The organism is Stygiolobus sp. CP850M, from assembly GCF_037389425.1.
Taxonomy (GTDB): Archaea; Thermoproteota; Thermoprotei_A; order Sulfolobales; family Sulfolobaceae; genus Stygiolobus.
This window is the reverse complement of record NZ_JBBHKR010000037.1, coordinates 1-16,042: the sequence shown is the minus strand read 5'-3', so window position 1 is coordinate 16,042 and position 16,042 is coordinate 1. Positions and strand designations below refer to the sequence as shown.

The window sequence follows — 16,042 nt, the reverse complement described above, 5'->3', positions numbered from 1 at the left end:
TTTTTACTTGGCAGCCTTGACTGCTATTAAGGTTAATCCTGTTATCAAGCGTTTTTATGAGGAGCACAAGGGTAGGCTTAGAGGAAGGAAGTTGATTATTGCGTGTGCTAGAAAGTTGGCTGTTATTACTTGGGCTGTGCTGTATTACAATAAGCCCTTTGATGCTAGTGAGTAAAGCAGGTTTCATCACTTGCGTAAGTAGTGTGGACTATGCTCAATTTTTAAGGAAAGTTTTTATACCGGAAGCTCCCCAGCTTAATGGTACTGTGGGTGGAGCAACCGTTATCTCCTTCCTTCAAGGGACTAGAGCTCGGCAATGAAAGTCCCCCTTTCAAATGGGAGTGGTTCTCTGATCCACCCGACTGCCCACTATATGTAATCCGAATCGATAGTAGGAATGATGAGCCCTCTGGAAGGGAACCTTCGCCCTTCCAAGGCGGAGAGGAAATCAGCTCGATTACCTCATTGTCAATTCTGGCATTTTCATGTCAAACCCTTGTCTATGTAAACACTAAGAGAGCTTACTCGCTTGATTATTCCTTAGGTTAATATAACTAGTTCTAGGTTTTGTGAAAAACATAGTGTTTACTTGGTGTTTAGGTGTAGCAACAATATCATCGAAATTTCTAAAAATCGAAAGCCTTTGACATTTCTTTAGCAACATAGAATACGAAAACAGTGATCATAGCGACATCGATAACAAATATTGTGTAAAATGCTACACTATTCTTAACAAACTCAACGTCTAAATAGTATACAATCAAAAAAGCGAAAATTAACTGGATTAAGTATATCATGGCTCTACTACCTGATAAAGCCATTATAATCACCTTACGAGTTTTCCCGAGAATATTACAACTAGATATGGTATTGACTCGAAACTTAAAATTATTCCAGAAAAGTTTAGTGCAATGCCTTCTAAGACTCCTCCGAAGATACTGAAGAGCGAGATAATGAACACGAGCCTTAACTCTACTCTAGGAAGGAAATGTAAATTAAGACTCTCCACTATGTCGTTCTCAGCAACACCTAATACTATTAAAGTCATAATCCCGGCTAGAACGAAAGAGAATATCATTAAACCAAATACTGAATAAACCTCAAGCATATGCACTCTGCCTCACCTTCTCATTGAAGTTCTGGTAATAAGACAAAATCACACTATTTAAGGTAGGCTTCACACTTTTCACAGAGAGGACTAAGTCCTCGTGAGTAACCCTTTGCTGGGTGTTTGTTACCATAGCCCTCCTAATAGCCATTAAAACAGCCCTATTAACGACACCTTTTATATCAGCTGGAGTATAATACTCGGTGATCTTAGCCAAGTACTCAAAGTCTATGTTTTCGTCGTGTGGATGCCTAGAAAGTAAATGAATAAACAACGTTTTTCTCCCACTGAAGTCAGGTGGAGGGACGTAAATCAACTTTTCAAATCTACCGGGTCTTAGTAATGCTGGGTCTATAATGTCCGGTCTGTTAGTGGCCGCTATTGCTATAACTTTGTCGTTCCTCTTACTTATACCGTCCATTTCTGTCAGAAGTTGACTTACTATCCTTTCCGTAACTCTGTTGGGATCACTACCTCTTGCGGCAGCTATCGAGTCTATCTCGTCAAAAAAGACTATTGCGGGACTCGCTTGTCTAGCCTTCTTAAATACCTCCCTTATCGCTCTTTCGCTCTCTCCAACCCACATGTTAAGGAGCTCAGGGCCGTTAACTGCTATGAAATTTGCACCACTTTCGTGAGCAACTGCCCTAGCTAACATCGTTTTACCTGTCCCAGGTGGGCCATAAAGCAGTACACCGCTTGGGACTTCAGCTTTCATATAATCGTATAGTTCTGGTCTCTTCATAGGCCATTCTACTACCTCTTTTAACTCCAACTTTACCTCCTCTAAGCCTACTACGTCCTCCCACGTGGTATTGGGAATTTCCACCCTGAACTCCCTTAAGGCTGAAGGTTGAACAACCTTCAACGCTTCTAAAAAGTCGGTCATCGTAACTGTTATGTCTTCAATTCTTTTACTCCTTTTTATAGCGTTCATAGCCGCTTCCCTCACTAGAGCTTCTAGGTCTGCTCCTACAAAGCCATTAGTCATCTCAGCTATCTTCTCTAAGTTCACGTCAGGAGATAGCCTCAGCCTCCTAGTGTGAATTTTAAGTATTTCCAATCTCTCCTTTTTTCCAGGTACAGGGATCTCTATTTCGACGTCGAATCTTCCGGGTCTCCTCAAGGCTGGATCGATTGCGTTGGGTCTGTTTGTAGCACCAATTACTAAAATACCGTTTCTTGAGGTAATTCCGTCCATAGATGTTAAAAGTTGCGCTACAATTCTCCTATCTGCTTCCGAAGACGTCGTATCTCTATTTGGGGCTATTGCATCTATCTCGTCGATAAACACGATGGAAGGAGCGTCTTTAGTAGCTTGATCGAATATCTCTCTTAACCTCTTTTCACTTTCCCCATAATACTTTGATGCGATTTCTGGTCCACTTATGTAGAAGAAATTAGCCATAACGGAGTTAGCTAATGCCTTTGCCATCAAAGTTTTTCCAGTGCCAGGCGGACCGTAGAGCAAAACTCCTTTCGGGGGTCTAAAACCGAATATTCTAGGTACTTCAGGTCTAAGTAAGGAGATTTCGGCTATTTCTACTAACTTCTGAATTTGGTCACTTAGTCCACCTATGTCGTCAAAGGTAACATAAGGTATGTTCTTTTGTGCCAGCCTAACACTCGTATCTGCTATTTCTATCCTAGTATCTCCACTGATCATTCCTACTTCAGCTTGGGGATACATTGACACTACAACGAATTCACCTTCTTTAGTGTAGACTGGGACTCTCCTCATAATAGGTTTTCCTCTAAGCTCTAAGCTGAGCTTCCTCACATCATACTCCTTCTGTACTGACGGGACTAATGTCACGGAGTCTAATTGGACGAAATTGGACTTCTTGAAGGAAATTTTCTCCCCGTTTCTCACACTTAGATACTTGAGATCATCCTCGCTTATTACTATTCCCTTCTGTCTTTCTCTGTTTTCCTGAACTACAAAGGGAGCTATTTTATCCCCGAAGATTATTATTACATCACCAGGAAGAAGTGAGGAAACTTTCATTAATTCCTCATCAAGATAAGCAATAAATCTCTGTTTGATCTTCTTATCTCCATAAATCTGAGCTATCTGGAGTTCTCCATTCATACTAAAAATTTCATCTTCAACCTTTTTAAAGTTATATTATAGAAATAGAGAAATTAAAAAAATCTGTTATTAACTTTAATTAAAAATAATTTATAGCTTATTCGTCCCTTCAACGTCTGTAGTCCCTTTTACAGTAGGTACTTTGCTCACATCTTTTATACCCTGCTGTAATGCTTTGACATTGCTCATAGAGAGACTGGAAGCGCTTCTAGAGTTATTAGCGGTTTGACTAATCATTCTTATCATTCCGTCAGCGGGTAACGCTATTGGCATAACGTCTTCACTGTAACCTTCCCTCCTCATGGCATATCTTTCCATCGCTATGGACTCGACAGCCCATAACGGAATGTCTGTATCCTTGACTTTTTCACCATAGAGTAAAGTCAAGATCAAGTTATAAGCAAATATTATAGTGGCGAAACCAGCAATCCATCCACCTATCATTGCAGCTTGATAGTAAACTTCGTAGAAAGCTGGCCAAGCTACTTCTCTTCTAATTGCACCGTAAAATCCTCCTATGGCAAATGCAGTTACAAGTAATCCCATTCCCACTTGCCATCCCCAGAAATGTAGCCAGCTTAACTTATCGCTGTACCATTTCCTGCCCCATAAGTAAGGGCCTACAACGTATAATACTCCCAGTAGACCACCCACTGAGTATAATGCTAACATTATGTGGAAGTGACTGGGCAACCAAATGGTGTTATGAACTGTTGGGTCTACGGCGGGCGTTGGTTGTGTTGGCTCAGCTTGTATTCCTCCTATTATATTCCATACGGCAGCAGCATATATGAACGCAAATCCCACATCCCACTTAATTTTTCTAGGATCTCCAACCGTTATGAAGAAAAGTAACCATAATGCTGCGAACGGGATGGCAATTAAGGCTGTAGATGTCTGTGCAAAGATGTCTCTGAGTATTAAAGGCCATGGGTCATCTGCTAGGTGATGAACATACACGCTGGAACCTAGCACGAATAGTACTGGGACTAACCATCTAGCGAACTTAAGACTATATATTGGTCTCTTGGCGTATAACGGAGTTATTGCTATTGTGGCACCTGTTAGCGTATAAGGTGCGAAATAGACTAGTGGATGATCGGCAAACCAGAACAATCCCTTCCATACTTCTGCGTTTGGCACTCCGAATAGGTATACCCCCAATCCACCAATAGGTGATAACAAGCTCCACATATCGTCGATGAAGACCGATATGTTTGCTAAAGCCATCATAATCATGTCCATTACTATGAATGCTATCGCTGTAGGAACTAATTTACCTTGAACCCTTCCTAAAAATGATGTACCAAGTACTGATACCATCTCCAACCATTCGCCGATTACCATTAAACCATAGCCTATATACCATGTTGGAGATGCTTGTAATGGGTTAAGGAATGTGAAGAGGTACTGGTTTTGAACCCCACCTAAGTTCATCATGAAAAGACCTATTGTAGCGATCCACAATCCCGCGTTAGCGAGCTTAGGCCACTTTATTAGACGTGAACCATTCATTGCTGGGATCATGTAAAACGCTACTGCAAACACAGTGGAAAACACAGCGCCAAAGATCATATCCATAACGTGGTTTGTCATAGCCTGAAAATAATATTCTGGAGAAACCACTACTGGTAATCCTTCGGAGCTAAGTCCTGCTTGAGACCTCAAAAATAATGCAAATGCTCCTCCTATGAACAACCACGCTACAGCAAACAATATGTTCTTTAAGGCTAATTGTCTGTATTCTTCGGTGTACAGTATTTTTAATAGAAGAGGTCTTCTAGCTTCTCTCTCTTTTACTTTTTCGTATTCCTCCGCCCATTGAGATAATATTTCTAACTCTCTTCTCCTAAGTTCCTCTCGTGATGCCATAACTATGAAATATATTGATATAACTAATATTTAAGCTTTTAATAAAGTTTTCAATATTTCATAAAATAAATAATAAATTCTTATTAACAAACTTTAGTGATAATTATAAATGGGAGCGGAGTGCCACATCCATAAACAATTCTATCTTGATAAAAAAGTTTCGACCACTTTACTTAGAGAGACCTTAGTTCGCAATAAGTCTTATTCTTCTTCAGCGTATACACAAAAGCAAATAACATTACTACATCAGACGCAAAAGAGAACAAAAGCTGGTCAAAAAGGCTAAACATCACTGAAACTCCTAAAGAAGTGGATATTACTCCTAGTACATAAGTTGATAGCACACATGACGGACAGATCGAGAACCCACCCATTGTGAGAACAAATGCGTTTTTCCTTAAGCCATATGAAGTTTTAATCAGAGATAGAAGATACCCGCCCATAAGCGAAACGGTGATCAACTGCAATACCTCCAAAGGGTTCACGTATATACCGAGAACCGGAGGTAAGTAGACAAGAAGTGCTGGATTTAGCATAGGTATCCCATAGGTGAAAACATAAAAGTGGGGATAAGTAAAACCATTAACTCCAAAGTGAATTATACCACCTACAGTAGCCGTAATTAAACCATAAACTACTCCAAAGGCTAAAAGATCCTTCCTTTTTACCTTTGGTGCGCCTAACTTATTCTTTATAATTTCGTATATACCGTAACCTACAGCAATAGACCCTGAGACCATCACAATCGTCGAAATTAAAGTCATCTCTGTTAAGAACAAGTAATCGTAACCGTTATAGTTTACATAATATGCAACGTGAGTTAAGAAGAACAACAATTGCAAAAACAACGCTAACCCGCCAATGGCTATCCACTTTATTCCGGGTAACGCAGTGAAGGTTGAAGGGGAAATATTAATTCTCACTTCTCTAAGCTCAGCCATAGAGTCCCTCAAATACTGCAAGTAATAAATTCCAGCGTACCAAGCAATCGGCGTTCCGATAATCCAACTGTAAATCCACATCTGAAGTAAGTCGGATTGAGAGAGAGACAAGAACGGAATAGGATACCCCAGGATTAGGGATATTGGACCTGGCATAATCATCGTCCATGCTATAACGTGTAATATACCGAGTTTAGCCCATCTTTTCATATTACTTACCCCTTCATACCCCATAAGACCTGATATCAGCCCAATTAGGGGTATAATAGGACTTGAAGAAACTACGTTAAACAATGTAAGTGTTGCAGCTATGAGTACTACGGAAGCGATAAATAAGATGGTATGATTCTTAAACTTGACATTCATTGAAGAGGCTATGATCCCTCCACTAAAAGTAGACGTTATAAGCTTAACGAGAGAGAATGCTGGTGATGAGGGGACTACTATACTTGTTAAGGCTAAGATTACTGCACCTAATATAATTCTCTTCATCTTATCGAGACCGAACGGAAAAGATTTCTTCCAGTTTATTTCTCTATATATAACATAAGATGAGATCGTTAGTAGAACGAATGCCACAAAGACCAGAACCTCTGACAGCGTGTCCATGAAGGTAATTGACACTAAGAAGGGAAGTGATGCTACTGCACTACCTATCAATCCTGTGAAAAGTTCGCAAGAACACGAGAGAGAGGTTGCGATAAGACCCAAAGAAGCGACTATACTCCTCTTAGCACCAAGCTTGATTGCCCTATAGAAGTAAACGTATAGCACTACATTAGTGGCTACTAAAATGGAAAGACCGATAGATATGATTATCGAAAGCGGTGTGAGAGCCCATGTGAAGTAACGTGTAGTTATTGATAGAAAAGGACCCCACAATGGAAAGGGCATCTGAGACGGAGGGACGGGCGGTGAAGTACTTAAGATAACTGAGTAAGGGGGAGGCATATTAAGGTTGACAAAGAGTAAAAGTCTATCTGTTATCTGATAGAAAATGAAATATGAAACAAAAACTACTAAAAAAATGTAAAAATATGGTTTTGACTTAATTATTTCTGATACATCCATAGGTTACTCCCCAGATTCTTGCTTCGCAACTTGTAGGGGATCTACTTGGGGGTCTTTGTCGGCTTTTATTATTAACAACAGATACCATATCGGGTATATTAACGCCATCAATAGGAAACTGAACTCCCATATCATAGCCTCACTTTCCGATAAAGCCATTTTTCTTCCCCCATGTAATTTATGAAATTATATTTTAAAAATTTATTCTAAAAAACATTTTACCTTAAAACAGACCGAGATCTTTGAGCCATTTTATCATATAGTAAGTCGACGGCACGAAAGCCATAGCAAATAAAAAGTAGGCAGTGTCCACGAACTGGCTAATGTCATACGCAGGGTATAGATTTGTTGAGTAGTACGTGCCCATCTCTAGGAAGATTTCAGCCATTGATGCCATCATGGTAAACGCAGAGAATATAGTCACGCTCTTCCATACGGTAGTCATTCCGAACCATCCTAGCCCTCCAAATATACCTGCAACGATGAATGAGACTATTTGAATGGCTCGCATCAACATGTTCTCTATCGAGAGATCAAAAGGTTCAGGGAAATACCAGAAAGTCACTATACTTCCTCCTATCAGCCAAGCTAGCACAAACCCCTTTGTAGTGAAGTTGAAGGACAAGAAGGATCTACCTATGCCCTTTCTGTACATATAATCGGCTAACCATATGCCTATTAGACCCGCTCCCCACACTAAGACCATGTCAAACGATACCCTAGCCATCTCCAATTGATTCGTCAACATTAGCGAGAAAGGGTTAACTGATGCTACTATCATGGCGAGCCCTATTATTAAATAGGGCGACTTATCCTTCAACTCCATAACCCCGCTAACAGACCCCCTGCTACTACAACTGCCCCGCTTAAAGGAACCATGGCTACTAATGCATCATTACCGAATTCTGAATAGGGTAGAGTTTGTACCAAAAATAGGTCTGCTATCCATAGTGACACACCTATTCCTGCTAGTACAGCTCCTAATATTCTTCTAGCCAGTTTTACACCTGGCTGCGGCATATATCATCATGTTATCTTTTTTGTTTAGATATTTAAAAATCTTTCGATATTTTTATTGTTTCCGAAATAAGTAATAGAAAAATCAATTAGTTAACTTATTCTTATAGTTAGAGAAGATGAAGTCGTAAAAATATATCATGGAACCTGCTATTGCGAAGGCAAAAACTAAATAGCTGTTAAAGATGACAGCGAGGGTAGAGATAAGGATAATAAAGTATAGAATTTTCCACTCTCTCCTTCCCTTAACTATCCCGAGAATTGCGAAAGCTGTATCGAATACTACAGAGGTGTAAACCCATATCGGTATTCTAAAGACAGTAGGAGGAAATGTTGTTATTCCTATTAGAGGAATAACGTCTTTCAAGTCAACTTCTGGGATAGAAGTAAAGATTATCAACACTGTAGCCACCATCTCAGCCATCATTGGGTAAAAGAACCATACACTATTTAGTGAGTTATTTAACGCAGAATAAAGAGTGGAAAAATTACTCGCTCCTAACTGTGAAAGGGAAAATACCGCCCCCATTATTACCTCATTAACTACAAGTAAAACAGCTAAAGGGGCAAGAACACTCTGGGTCATCTTAGTCTCCTTGGACAAGTTCTCGGCCTGAGAAAAGAAGTAAGCTAGAATCACTATCATAGATATCATGTTGATAGCGACTGCGACTCCCATAGTAGTTTCAGAGGGACTGTACAAGTATATGAATGCACCTGTTAACATGAACAACATCATTATGAGGATGAAATAGGTGAAAAACACGTGGACTAGCGTCTTTATTTTACGCTCAATAAAATAGATAGTCGTTATTATTATAATAACCATAACAGAAGCTAAAATTGATAATAATATTAAAGATACCATATATCTTAATTTTCACTACAATCTTATAAATTCTATGTGACGTTTATAAGTACAGTCTCACCATTACTGAAAATTATTGTATAACTGCCCTTATGCAGAACTACCGGTATTATCACCAAATCTCTCCCAATAAAAATTTCACCGGTCTTTACAAACGCTATAATAACCGAACCGTTACTGATTACTACACTTTCTTGTATATAAACATTTTTTACAGTTAAAGATGTAGTAGAATTCTGTATTGATTCAATAGTCAGATTGTCTTGGTCTATGTTATCTATTGTTAACTTTATGCCAGTTACATTCTCTAATTTAACAGTGAGAGAGTTCTGATTATACACTGGGACTATATAACTCCCGTAACTGACGTTGTAGACAGGGAGCTGGGAGGATGGGGATATTATGGAAGATATAACGGGATATGAGATAATGACTATCCCTACTATCGTAAATGCGGTAAGTATGTAAAAAAATAACTTCCTTTTGATCCTCATCTCTTAAATAAACCTCCAATGAGAATTAGAGCAGAACCTAGAACGAGTAAGAACATTCCCGCAATATCTGTACTACCTACAGTAAAGTAGAAAGCCGAGGGATTACTCGTAAATGTATATCCATATTCTACCATTAGAATTAAACCAATTGCTATTACTATTGCTCCAGATAAAATTAGTCCCCACATTTTTGTGTTCATGTTTTATCAGGATTTTATCTTTTCATATGTTATTTAAAAATTTTTTCATATTCTATGAATCTAACTGACAAGCAAATGTATCATTATATTACGTAGTAATTATGTCTTGAATTATGGATAAAAATACAACTTTTAAGATCAATTCAATTAATTTATATTGATATTGAATTGAATTAATTTTACACCAGTTTTCAATTTTAAAAATTAGAAAGGTACTGTCTGTCTCATACTGTATAATATCATTGAAAAAGAAATCTGTTTTTATAATTAAACTCTGTTAAAATATGGGGATATCATAGAATACCTTTTAATTTTTACTGTATTAAAACATTATTTAACAGAGTATCGTTAAAATCATATTTTAATAAGATATCAAAAGAAGCGAAAATCATTTAAATATTAACTTTAACTATGTATCTTGAGTGAGTAAGAATTGAAACGAGGAACGGTAATAGCTCTATTCTTCGTTTTAGTCACAGTAGCTGCTCTCTCTTTAGAAGTGCAATATAGCTCATACGACTATATAGGTTATAATCCAGTAAATAATGCTGGGCAAGGAGTAGTTCACGCAGAGTTTCAAAATGCTTTAGGAAGTTATAGAGGACCTTACGTGATCATCTACGTTACAGCACAACAATGGCACTGGGACTTTTACCCTCACCAGAAAGTATGGGATAACCTAACTGTTGTTCCTGTGGGTGAACCCGTAGTGTTTGTGATACACAGTATAGATGTCTTCCATGAATTCTTCATACAGTCTGCATCTAGCAATTTCTCACTGGGCTTTAACTTCGGTGCTGAAGCAGTCCCTGGATATTATTCCTATATTGTTTTAGTATTTCCTAAGCCCGGTTATTACCACGTAGCTTGCGCGGAATACTGCGGAACTGCCGGAGTTGGATTAGGACACTCTTGGTTAGTAGGTACTATATTAGCTACCAGTAATGCAACACTAGCAGAGCAAATAACGGGTGGAGTCATGCCGCAGGGAACGTGGGCTCCTAATTCTGTAGGAGGTGCAGAATGATGGGCAAACATTTCTTATATTTAGGAGCGATTTTAGCTATAATAGGGTTAATACTTCTAGTAGCCGGGACTACGACTTACACCTACCCTAGAGAGCAGTTCAGTGGGGTCAACGGTATGTATCTAATTCCTGACAATACAGTTCCTAACTATTTCTATAACTTTTTAGGACTCGCAATATTCCTATTCGGTTTAGGAGGAATTATTTCCCATTTAGAACTTAATAAAAAAGGTGTAAATAGAGGTGGGAACAATGGCTAACGGGTATGTTAAACTCTTGGTTATAGGTTTAATAGTAGTATTAGCAGTATTTTTTGCAACTTACGGTGCTGATATTGCACTAAATACTGCTTCCCAGGCCACACAGACAGTTACAGCTTATTACGTCCCAAATGCTCTACCGAATCTAGGTAACCCAGGTAGCGAATCATTCTGGCAGACGATACCGTGGACTACGGTGCCTTTAGTACCTACCGTTCCCGTTCCAAACGGTATATCTGGACATACACAATTTGTTTACGTAAAAGCTGCTTGGACTTATGTGAATGGTACGCCATATATATTTATTTTAATGAAGGCGAAAAACAGCGGCTACATATCGTGGCTAGCATGTCCGGAAAGAACACCATCAGGTAAGCTTTGGCAACCTTTCGCAACAGTCCCTTCGGGCTGGTGGGTAGTTAATGTATCGTATTCTGCCTCTAATCAATCAATAGCCTCAGTCTACTATCTACCACCCTCAGAACAGATACAATACCCACCCGGAGTAGCTTTAGCTAATCCAATTCAGATAATAGTACTCAACCAGAGCGGTAAACTCATTGGAGAAATTTTAGGTGCTACAGACCCCAACGGTAACCCACTTAACAACGGTCAACCAATACTTATTAAGTCATTATACTTGAATTATAGCGGACACATCATCACTTCACTATCACAATTCCTAGCCATGGGGTTGAACGGAACTACTTGGGCTCAGAACGCATACAATGAGTTCTATCCCGAGGACACTGCTAAGGATGTCTCACTATTCTACAACAGCACCTACATGTATCCTGAACGTTTCGCGATATTGTGGTCTTTAGGAGGAGTTCCATCCGATTGGTACCAGATAGCTTACACTCCTCACATGATGCCTGGCACCTCCGGAGCAATATCTGCTGGTCAGGATGAATTGTGGATATTGAACGATAATCCGAGAGCTAACAACACTCAGGACGCTGGATACCCTGGACCGACATTATTTAGTAGAACAGCTCCTCCACCTTATTTACATCATCCTCAGTACAGTGATCCTCTGAACCTAGGTTACCTCAAGAATCAGGGATTAATAGCTGATGCATACGTTAACGGCTCCTCCATCTACTATATTGGAGGAGTGCCATTCATAGGCTTCCCATATATAAATAGCCCCAACTACAACGCATGGGATCTAATGAACGGGATGTATAACGCGTCATTGCTATGGGATCCATCAGTCGTAGCTACCGGGCTCAAAGTAGTTCAAACCCAAACTGGTACTTACTGGTACGCGGAGTTCGTGAGGACTTTCAGCACTGTGGGAGTCTCTGGAGGTCAGGGGATGTCCCACTATCAGATACAGTTACAGCCAGGAAAAAGCTATCATGTAGCTTTCGCTGTGTTCCAAGGTGGAGCTGGTGAATCGGTAGACTTCAAGTCTATATCGTTCTGGTACACGCTATACATACAGCCACCTCCAAACAACGGGATATCGGCTGTTCCCATGTTGCTATCAATAAACAGTATACTAGGACCGATAACAATATTTGGAGTGCTTAACAGAGGCAATGTAGTATATGCTTTAGAAAATTTCCTCAAGAAGTTTGAATACAGTTTCATCAAAATGTTGAAGGTGTATAAGGATGGAAACAAGTAAGGGACAAACCTCCAAGTTAATTTCTTATTTTTTATATCTTTACATAATAGCTCAAGTTTTTGAATTGTTCTTCAATAGGGAGTTTCTTGTATCTGTATTACCCTTCGGTTTGGCCGGAATTTCCCCTACGAAAATTGAACCGTATTTACAAGGATTATACCTCATTGGCGGAACAGCCTACACCTTAATCCTTCTACTTGAACCATTAATCCTCATACTCGCCATAATATATATCAAGGACAAACTAAGTAAAGCTCTGTTACTAAGTGTGCTATATTTAGCTGTACTCGCTGACACTGTACACATAATTTACGGTGTAAATAACACATCATTTCTTCTTCCTACAGTCTATTCCTTGGTTTTCGTTAGTATGATTATCATCACGAGCATATATCTCTCAACAAGGGCTAGAAAGACGTTCATGATCTTTGTACTCATCCCTGATATCTTAGCTTATATGTTCTTGATGTTTAATTGGGCTTCCGAGTTCGGTGGATGGACGTTAATGAGTTTGTTATCGGGCTATTCTGGAGACCTCATAGCCTATTCCGTGCTTTTTGTAGGATCCGGATTAGTAGTTTATTCCGTCATGAAAAGGATGTATCAGTTGAAGGTTTTATTACCTTTTGCGATTGTGGGAATATCAGTAGCCCTAGTTTCAGGATTAAACTTAATTCCGGGATGGGGAATTGCCTTAGGAACAATATTTCCTTATATTCTAGGTTTTCTAGGTGTTAGTGACTGGATGCCTCCAGTGTTCTTTGCAATCGCAATGACTGCAATAGGGTGCATTGTAAGCATGTACAAGTACGATAGACCTTTAAGTCTAGCAATACTTTCACTAATTGTTTCCTCACTAATATTTGACTCGGTTCCCATCATAACTTACTTACTCGAACCTTTAATCAGTTTTACGTTTTTGTATTTGGTAGGCGAGAAAAATAAAAGTAATATCGAGTCAAAAATAACTTAAAGATAAATAATCTCAGAATTTTTTAAACTTTCCTTTTTAAATGCTTTTTGAGATAAATAATCAATAAGAGGTGATAGCTATCTGAAAGAAAATTTAAGGGAAAAGCATAAACTTCATCGAGATGAAAACCGTAGAGTACAAATTTATTTTGTTTCTCAAATTTGTAGATAAAGACTAACTAATAAAAGAACTGATATAAATACTTAATAAGATCACCTTTCACGCATGATTTAGTTTATGGAAATACACTAAATAATATAGAGATCAATCCTATCTTCACAATGATTGAATTAGCCTCTAAATCTATAAAACTAACGTTTAATAGATAAAATACATTTTAATCAATGACCTTTAACACAATGTGATGTAAAGATGATTTGAAATTAAATCATTTAATTCATTACGCTGTTGTTGTAGATCTTATTCAACACATCTTATTTTTTAGGCACCGTAAATTCTGGTAAACGCTTATTTTATCATTACTTTATAAAACCATGATGATGGAGAGGGATAAGATTAAAAGATTTGCACTGTTCACCTTTATAGGTTCTACCGCAGCACCTGGTATATTGGCCACACTTAATTTATCTATCTCACTGGCCCTATTTTCATTAGTATTAGCTTCTTCAGTAGTTCTAATGACTTATTTCTCAGTTAAGGAGGAATGGACAGAACAGGGACTTTACTCTTATACTAAAAGACTGGGTGTAGCTCCTTCAAGATTATTTTTGATCACGTGGTTGATCAGCTACTATCTATATGTTGTATATACAGTCATATATATATACCTTATTTCGTGTTAAATTTAGATGGAATAAGTCCACTGGTTCTCTCTATCTTTATCTCCATTTCCATCTTTTTACTCGAGGTTTTTACTAATCCCATATACGCTTTTCCAGTTATTTATTTTGCCCAAATAGCCTTCTCTTTGCCCTTAAGTTTAAAGACAAGTATTGAACATGTATCACCTACAATTCCATCCTTGTTTATAAATACCCTTTCTTCCTCTTTGTTATTGGTGTGTATAACTCTATCTACGTTTGTTAGAGGTGATAGGTCCAAGGATTCCTCCTTTATTTTACTGGCCTTCTTGATTTCTTCTATAATCCTAATATACGGTACTTACTTAGTCGCTCCTCCTTACGTATTGTTAGCGAGTGTATTTGGTAACTATGGATTAGTTCTCGCTGAATTAACTGCAATAAACAACTTAGTCAGACCGTTTATAAGCAGAAAATCACTTTTCCTACTTAACTTTGCAATAATTCCTTTATCTCTAATAGGCGATATTAATTATTCATTATTTTATAAATCTCTTAGCATTCCCTCCGACGTGTTTTTGTTCTTTAGCTTGTTTATTTATGCAGTTTCTACGCTCGTCATCTTAAAGGGAGTAAAGAAGATAGTATCAATCTTATCAGCGTTCTTATTTGCTTTCGGTGAATATTACGTTATTACTGGGACATCAGGGTACTTATTTTACGAAGCTATTGCGTCGTTTATCAGTGGTATCATTATTTCTCTAGTGTTATTTCTTGCTCCACCAAAGAGAAAAATCCCAGAGTGACCCCGAAGAACTATAATTATTGTCAAGTTGTTTTTTAAGATATCGGTGCAAATTTTTATGCAAATATATCCGATTAAAGTTAAGAGGAAGTTCCAAATAATACTCAAATAATAATATTGTACAACTAGTTGATAACAATTAAAAAATTGACATTTATCTTGGCGTCTATGAACTATATATCCTTATCAACCCCACATATAACCTCCTGAGGACGAGGAACTAGATGATGTAGAGGAACTAGATGACATTCCTGAAGTACTACTAGTTGTGCTGCTCGTTCCAGTGCCTCCCATACTACTACTTACTCCACCCATTGAACTGCTATTTGACATATTGCTCATACTACTCATCATCGTATTACTATTGGTCGTTCCGCTAGCAGTACCTAGGTGAGCCACTGCGAGAATAACTACGACAACTATTGCTAATGCTATTACGCCACCTATAGCTAGTATTGGTTTACTTAGTTTCATATCACTCAATCTTCTCTAATCTTAAAATATTTATATTAATTTTCCCAAATTTTCTTATTATATAGATCTTTCTAAAAGTAAAACAAGTAATAGTAATATTTTATTGTATATTTCTTATTTATTATTCATTAAAACGGGTAAAGTTGAGTAATAGTAAATATCTAAATATTTTTTATTGTTAATTCTCTTATTAAGCTCTACGTCGAGTTTACGTCATGAATTTTGGTAAAAGCTTTTTTTGGGTTATGTAATCTAATGACTTGTGCCTTCGATATCGAGTAGAAGAAATTTCCTTAAAATGATGTTAGCTGCTACTTCGCTAATAGCTATATGGAAATTAGGGACAAGTGATATTTTAATTTCTCATACGAATAAATCCTTAACTCCATTCTCAGCATGGTATGTAGTACAGTATAGTAACTACACTCCTACCTTATCCAGAT

Annotated in this window: 20 protein-coding genes and 2 pseudogenes; 9 read left to right on the top strand and 13 right to left on the bottom strand. The window is 38.0% G+C overall.

All coding sequences use genetic code 11. From position 1 onward, the window contains the following. Window positions 1–175 (top strand): annotated as a pseudogene (locus tag WIW89_RS01680) (IS110 family transposase); the annotation flags it as partial. Window positions 176–258: 83 nt separating this feature from the next. Continuing rightward, window positions 259–549 (top strand): hypothetical protein, encoded by a 291-nt coding sequence (locus WIW89_RS01675; protein WP_443296283.1) that lies wholly within the window; start codon window positions 259–261, stop codon window positions 547–549. A gap of 77 nt (window positions 550–626) precedes the next feature. On the opposite strand, the gene WIW89_RS01670 is transcribed toward WIW89_RS01675, so the two are convergent. The 11 genes from WIW89_RS01670 to WIW89_RS01620 form a co-directional block, all read right to left on the bottom strand. Continuing rightward, window positions 627–821 carry a hypothetical protein gene (locus WIW89_RS01670; protein ID WP_337703177.1) on the bottom strand — a complete coding sequence of 65 codons (195 nt, stop codon included), beginning with the start codon at window positions 819–821 and terminating at the stop codon, window positions 627–629. A 5-nt stretch (window positions 822–826) separates the two neighbouring features. Beyond that, window positions 827–1,108, bottom strand: coding sequence for a hypothetical protein (locus tag WIW89_RS01665; protein ID WP_337703176.1), 282 nt, complete (start codon window positions 1,106–1,108; stop codon window positions 827–829). Then, window positions 1,101–3,200 (bottom strand): AAA family ATPase, encoded by a 2,100-nt coding sequence (locus WIW89_RS01660; protein WP_337719527.1) that lies wholly within the window; start codon window positions 3,198–3,200, stop codon window positions 1,101–1,103. Before WIW89_RS01660 ends, WIW89_RS01665 begins: the two co-directional genes overlap by 8 nt. 90 nt (window positions 3,201–3,290) lie before the next feature. Next, window positions 3,291–5,072, bottom strand: coding sequence for a cbb3-type cytochrome c oxidase subunit I (locus WIW89_RS01655; RefSeq protein WP_337719526.1), 1,782 nt, complete (start codon window positions 5,070–5,072; stop codon window positions 3,291–3,293). Between the two features lie 173 nt (window positions 5,073–5,245). Continuing rightward, window positions 5,246–7,084, bottom strand: a complete 1,839-nt coding sequence (locus WIW89_RS01650) for a hypothetical protein (RefSeq protein WP_337719525.1) — start codon at window positions 7,082–7,084, stop codon at window positions 5,246–5,248. A 3-nt stretch (window positions 7,085–7,087) separates the two neighbouring features. Next, on the bottom strand, window positions 7,088–7,243 hold the full coding sequence (locus tag WIW89_RS01645; RefSeq protein WP_337703168.1) for a hypothetical protein: 156 nt from the start codon (window positions 7,241–7,243) through the stop codon (window positions 7,088–7,090). Window positions 7,244–7,307: 64 nt separating this feature from the next. Continuing rightward, window positions 7,308–7,910 (bottom strand): DUF1404 family protein, encoded by a 603-nt coding sequence (locus WIW89_RS01640; RefSeq protein WP_337719524.1) that lies wholly within the window; start codon window positions 7,908–7,910, stop codon window positions 7,308–7,310. Continuing rightward, the gene (locus tag WIW89_RS01635; RefSeq protein ID WP_337703164.1) at window positions 7,901–8,104 is read right to left on the bottom strand and encodes a SepZ protein; all 204 of its coding nucleotides are present in this window, start codon (window positions 8,102–8,104) and stop codon (window positions 7,901–7,903) included. The genes WIW89_RS01640 and WIW89_RS01635 overlap by 10 nt, the downstream gene beginning before the upstream one ends. An 82-nt stretch (window positions 8,105–8,186) precedes the next feature. After that, window positions 8,187–8,969, bottom strand: coding sequence for a hypothetical protein (locus WIW89_RS01630; RefSeq protein WP_337703162.1), 783 nt, complete (start codon window positions 8,967–8,969; stop codon window positions 8,187–8,189). Between the two features lie 32 nt (window positions 8,970–9,001). Further along, window positions 9,002–9,463, bottom strand: a complete 462-nt coding sequence (locus tag WIW89_RS01625) for a hypothetical protein (RefSeq protein ID WP_337703160.1) — start codon at window positions 9,461–9,463, stop codon at window positions 9,002–9,004. Next, window positions 9,460–9,651 (bottom strand): hypothetical protein, encoded by a 192-nt coding sequence (locus WIW89_RS01620; RefSeq protein WP_337719523.1) that lies wholly within the window; start codon window positions 9,649–9,651, stop codon window positions 9,460–9,462. The genes WIW89_RS01625 and WIW89_RS01620 overlap by 4 nt, the downstream gene beginning before the upstream one ends. A 445-nt stretch (window positions 9,652–10,096) precedes the next feature. Between WIW89_RS01620 and WIW89_RS01615 the strand changes: the two genes are divergently transcribed. The 5 genes from WIW89_RS01615 to WIW89_RS01595 all read left to right on the top strand — a co-directional run bounded on the left by WIW89_RS01615 (window position 10,097) and on the right by WIW89_RS01595 (window position 14,362). Beyond that, window positions 10,097–10,690: a quinol oxidase gene (locus tag WIW89_RS01615; RefSeq protein ID WP_337719522.1), complete on the top strand. Its 594-nt coding sequence runs from the start codon at window positions 10,097–10,099 to the stop codon at window positions 10,688–10,690. Continuing rightward, a complete protein-coding gene (locus tag WIW89_RS01610; RefSeq protein ID WP_337703155.1) occupies window positions 10,690–10,950 on the top strand; it encodes a hypothetical protein in 261 nt (86 codons plus the stop codon). The genes WIW89_RS01615 and WIW89_RS01610 overlap by 1 nt, the downstream gene beginning before the upstream one ends. After that, entirely contained in the window at window positions 10,943–12,586 is a 1,644-nt protein-coding gene (locus tag WIW89_RS01605; RefSeq protein WP_337703153.1) for an ethylbenzene dehydrogenase, read from the top strand. The genes WIW89_RS01610 and WIW89_RS01605 overlap by 8 nt, the downstream gene beginning before the upstream one ends. Continuing rightward, window positions 12,573–13,559 carry a hypothetical protein gene (locus WIW89_RS01600; RefSeq protein ID WP_337719521.1) on the top strand — a complete coding sequence of 329 codons (987 nt, stop codon included), beginning with the start codon at window positions 12,573–12,575 and terminating at the stop codon, window positions 13,557–13,559. The genes WIW89_RS01605 and WIW89_RS01600 overlap by 14 nt, the downstream gene beginning before the upstream one ends. A gap of 497 nt (window positions 13,560–14,056) precedes the next feature. After that, window positions 14,057–14,362, top strand: a complete 306-nt coding sequence (locus WIW89_RS01595) for a hypothetical protein (RefSeq protein ID WP_337719520.1) — start codon at window positions 14,057–14,059, stop codon at window positions 14,360–14,362. Between the two features lie 100 nt (window positions 14,363–14,462). On the opposite strand, the gene WIW89_RS01590 is transcribed toward WIW89_RS01595, so the two are convergent. Continuing rightward, window positions 14,463–14,621 carry a hypothetical protein gene (locus WIW89_RS01590; protein WP_337719519.1) on the bottom strand — a complete coding sequence of 53 codons (159 nt, stop codon included), beginning with the start codon at window positions 14,619–14,621 and terminating at the stop codon, window positions 14,463–14,465. Between the two features lie 28 nt (window positions 14,622–14,649). On the opposite strand from WIW89_RS01590, the gene WIW89_RS01585 reads away from it, so the two are divergent. Beyond that, the gene (locus WIW89_RS01585) at window positions 14,650–15,126 is read left to right on the top strand and encodes a hypothetical protein (RefSeq protein ID WP_337719518.1); all 477 of its coding nucleotides are present in this window, start codon (window positions 14,650–14,652) and stop codon (window positions 15,124–15,126) included. A gap of 185 nt (window positions 15,127–15,311) precedes the next feature. Here the strand turns inward: WIW89_RS01585 and WIW89_RS01580 are convergent, their stop codons facing one another. Continuing rightward, entirely contained in the window at window positions 15,312–15,599 is a 288-nt protein-coding gene (locus WIW89_RS01580; protein WP_337703147.1) for a hypothetical protein, read from the bottom strand. A 262-nt stretch (window positions 15,600–15,861) separates the two neighbouring features. Between WIW89_RS01580 and WIW89_RS01575 the strand changes: the two are divergent. Beyond that, window positions 15,862–16,042, top strand: a pseudogene (locus tag WIW89_RS01575) (molybdopterin-dependent oxidoreductase); the annotation flags it as partial.

What these genes read in the sequence shown, in the direction of transcription:
- WIW89_RS01675 (WP_443296283.1), top strand. Translation starts at nt 259, where the DNA reads ATGGTACTGTGGGTGGAGCAACCGTTATCTCCTTCCTTCAAGGGACTA.
- WIW89_RS01670 (WP_337703177.1), bottom strand. Translation starts at nt 821, where the DNA reads ATGGCTTTATCAGGTAGTAGAGCCATGATATACTTAATCCAGTTAATT.
- WIW89_RS01665 (WP_337703176.1), bottom strand. Translation starts at nt 1,108, where the DNA reads ATGCTTGAGGTTTATTCAGTATTTGGTTTAATGATATTCTCTTTCGTT.
- WIW89_RS01660 (WP_337719527.1), bottom strand. Translation starts at nt 3,200, where the DNA reads ATGAATGGAGAACTCCAGATAGCTCAGATTTATGGAGATAAGAAGATC.
- WIW89_RS01655 (WP_337719526.1), bottom strand. Translation starts at nt 5,072, where the DNA reads ATGGCATCACGAGAGGAACTTAGGAGAAGAGAGTTAGAAATATTATCT.
- WIW89_RS01650 (WP_337719525.1), bottom strand. Translation starts at nt 7,084, where the DNA reads ATGGATGTATCAGAAATAATTAAGTCAAAACCATATTTTTACATTTTT.
- WIW89_RS01645 (WP_337703168.1), bottom strand. Translation starts at nt 7,243, where the DNA reads ATGGCTTTATCGGAAAGTGAGGCTATGATATGGGAGTTCAGTTTCCTA.
- WIW89_RS01640 (WP_337719524.1), bottom strand. Translation starts at nt 7,910, where the DNA reads ATGGAGTTGAAGGATAAGTCGCCCTATTTAATAATAGGGCTCGCCATG.
- WIW89_RS01635 (WP_337703164.1), bottom strand. Translation starts at nt 8,104, where the DNA reads ATGCCGCAGCCAGGTGTAAAACTGGCTAGAAGAATATTAGGAGCTGTA.
- WIW89_RS01630 (WP_337703162.1), bottom strand. Translation starts at nt 8,969, where the DNA reads ATGGTATCTTTAATATTATTATCAATTTTAGCTTCTGTTATGGTTATT.
- WIW89_RS01625 (WP_337703160.1), bottom strand. Translation starts at nt 9,463, where the DNA reads ATGAGGATCAAAAGGAAGTTATTTTTTTACATACTTACCGCATTTACG.
- WIW89_RS01620 (WP_337719523.1), bottom strand. Translation starts at nt 9,651, where the DNA reads ATGTGGGGACTAATTTTATCTGGAGCAATAGTAATAGCAATTGGTTTA.
- WIW89_RS01610 (WP_337703155.1), top strand. Translation starts at nt 10,690, where the DNA reads ATGGGCAAACATTTCTTATATTTAGGAGCGATTTTAGCTATAATAGGG.
- WIW89_RS01605 (WP_337703153.1), top strand. Translation starts at nt 10,943, where the DNA reads ATGGCTAACGGGTATGTTAAACTCTTGGTTATAGGTTTAATAGTAGTA.
- WIW89_RS01600 (WP_337719521.1), top strand. Translation starts at nt 12,573, where the DNA reads ATGGAAACAAGTAAGGGACAAACCTCCAAGTTAATTTCTTATTTTTTA.
- WIW89_RS01595 (WP_337719520.1), top strand. Translation starts at nt 14,057, where the DNA reads ATGATGGAGAGGGATAAGATTAAAAGATTTGCACTGTTCACCTTTATA.
- WIW89_RS01580 (WP_337703147.1), bottom strand. Translation starts at nt 15,599, where the DNA reads ATGAAACTAAGTAAACCAATACTAGCTATAGGTGGCGTAATAGCATTA.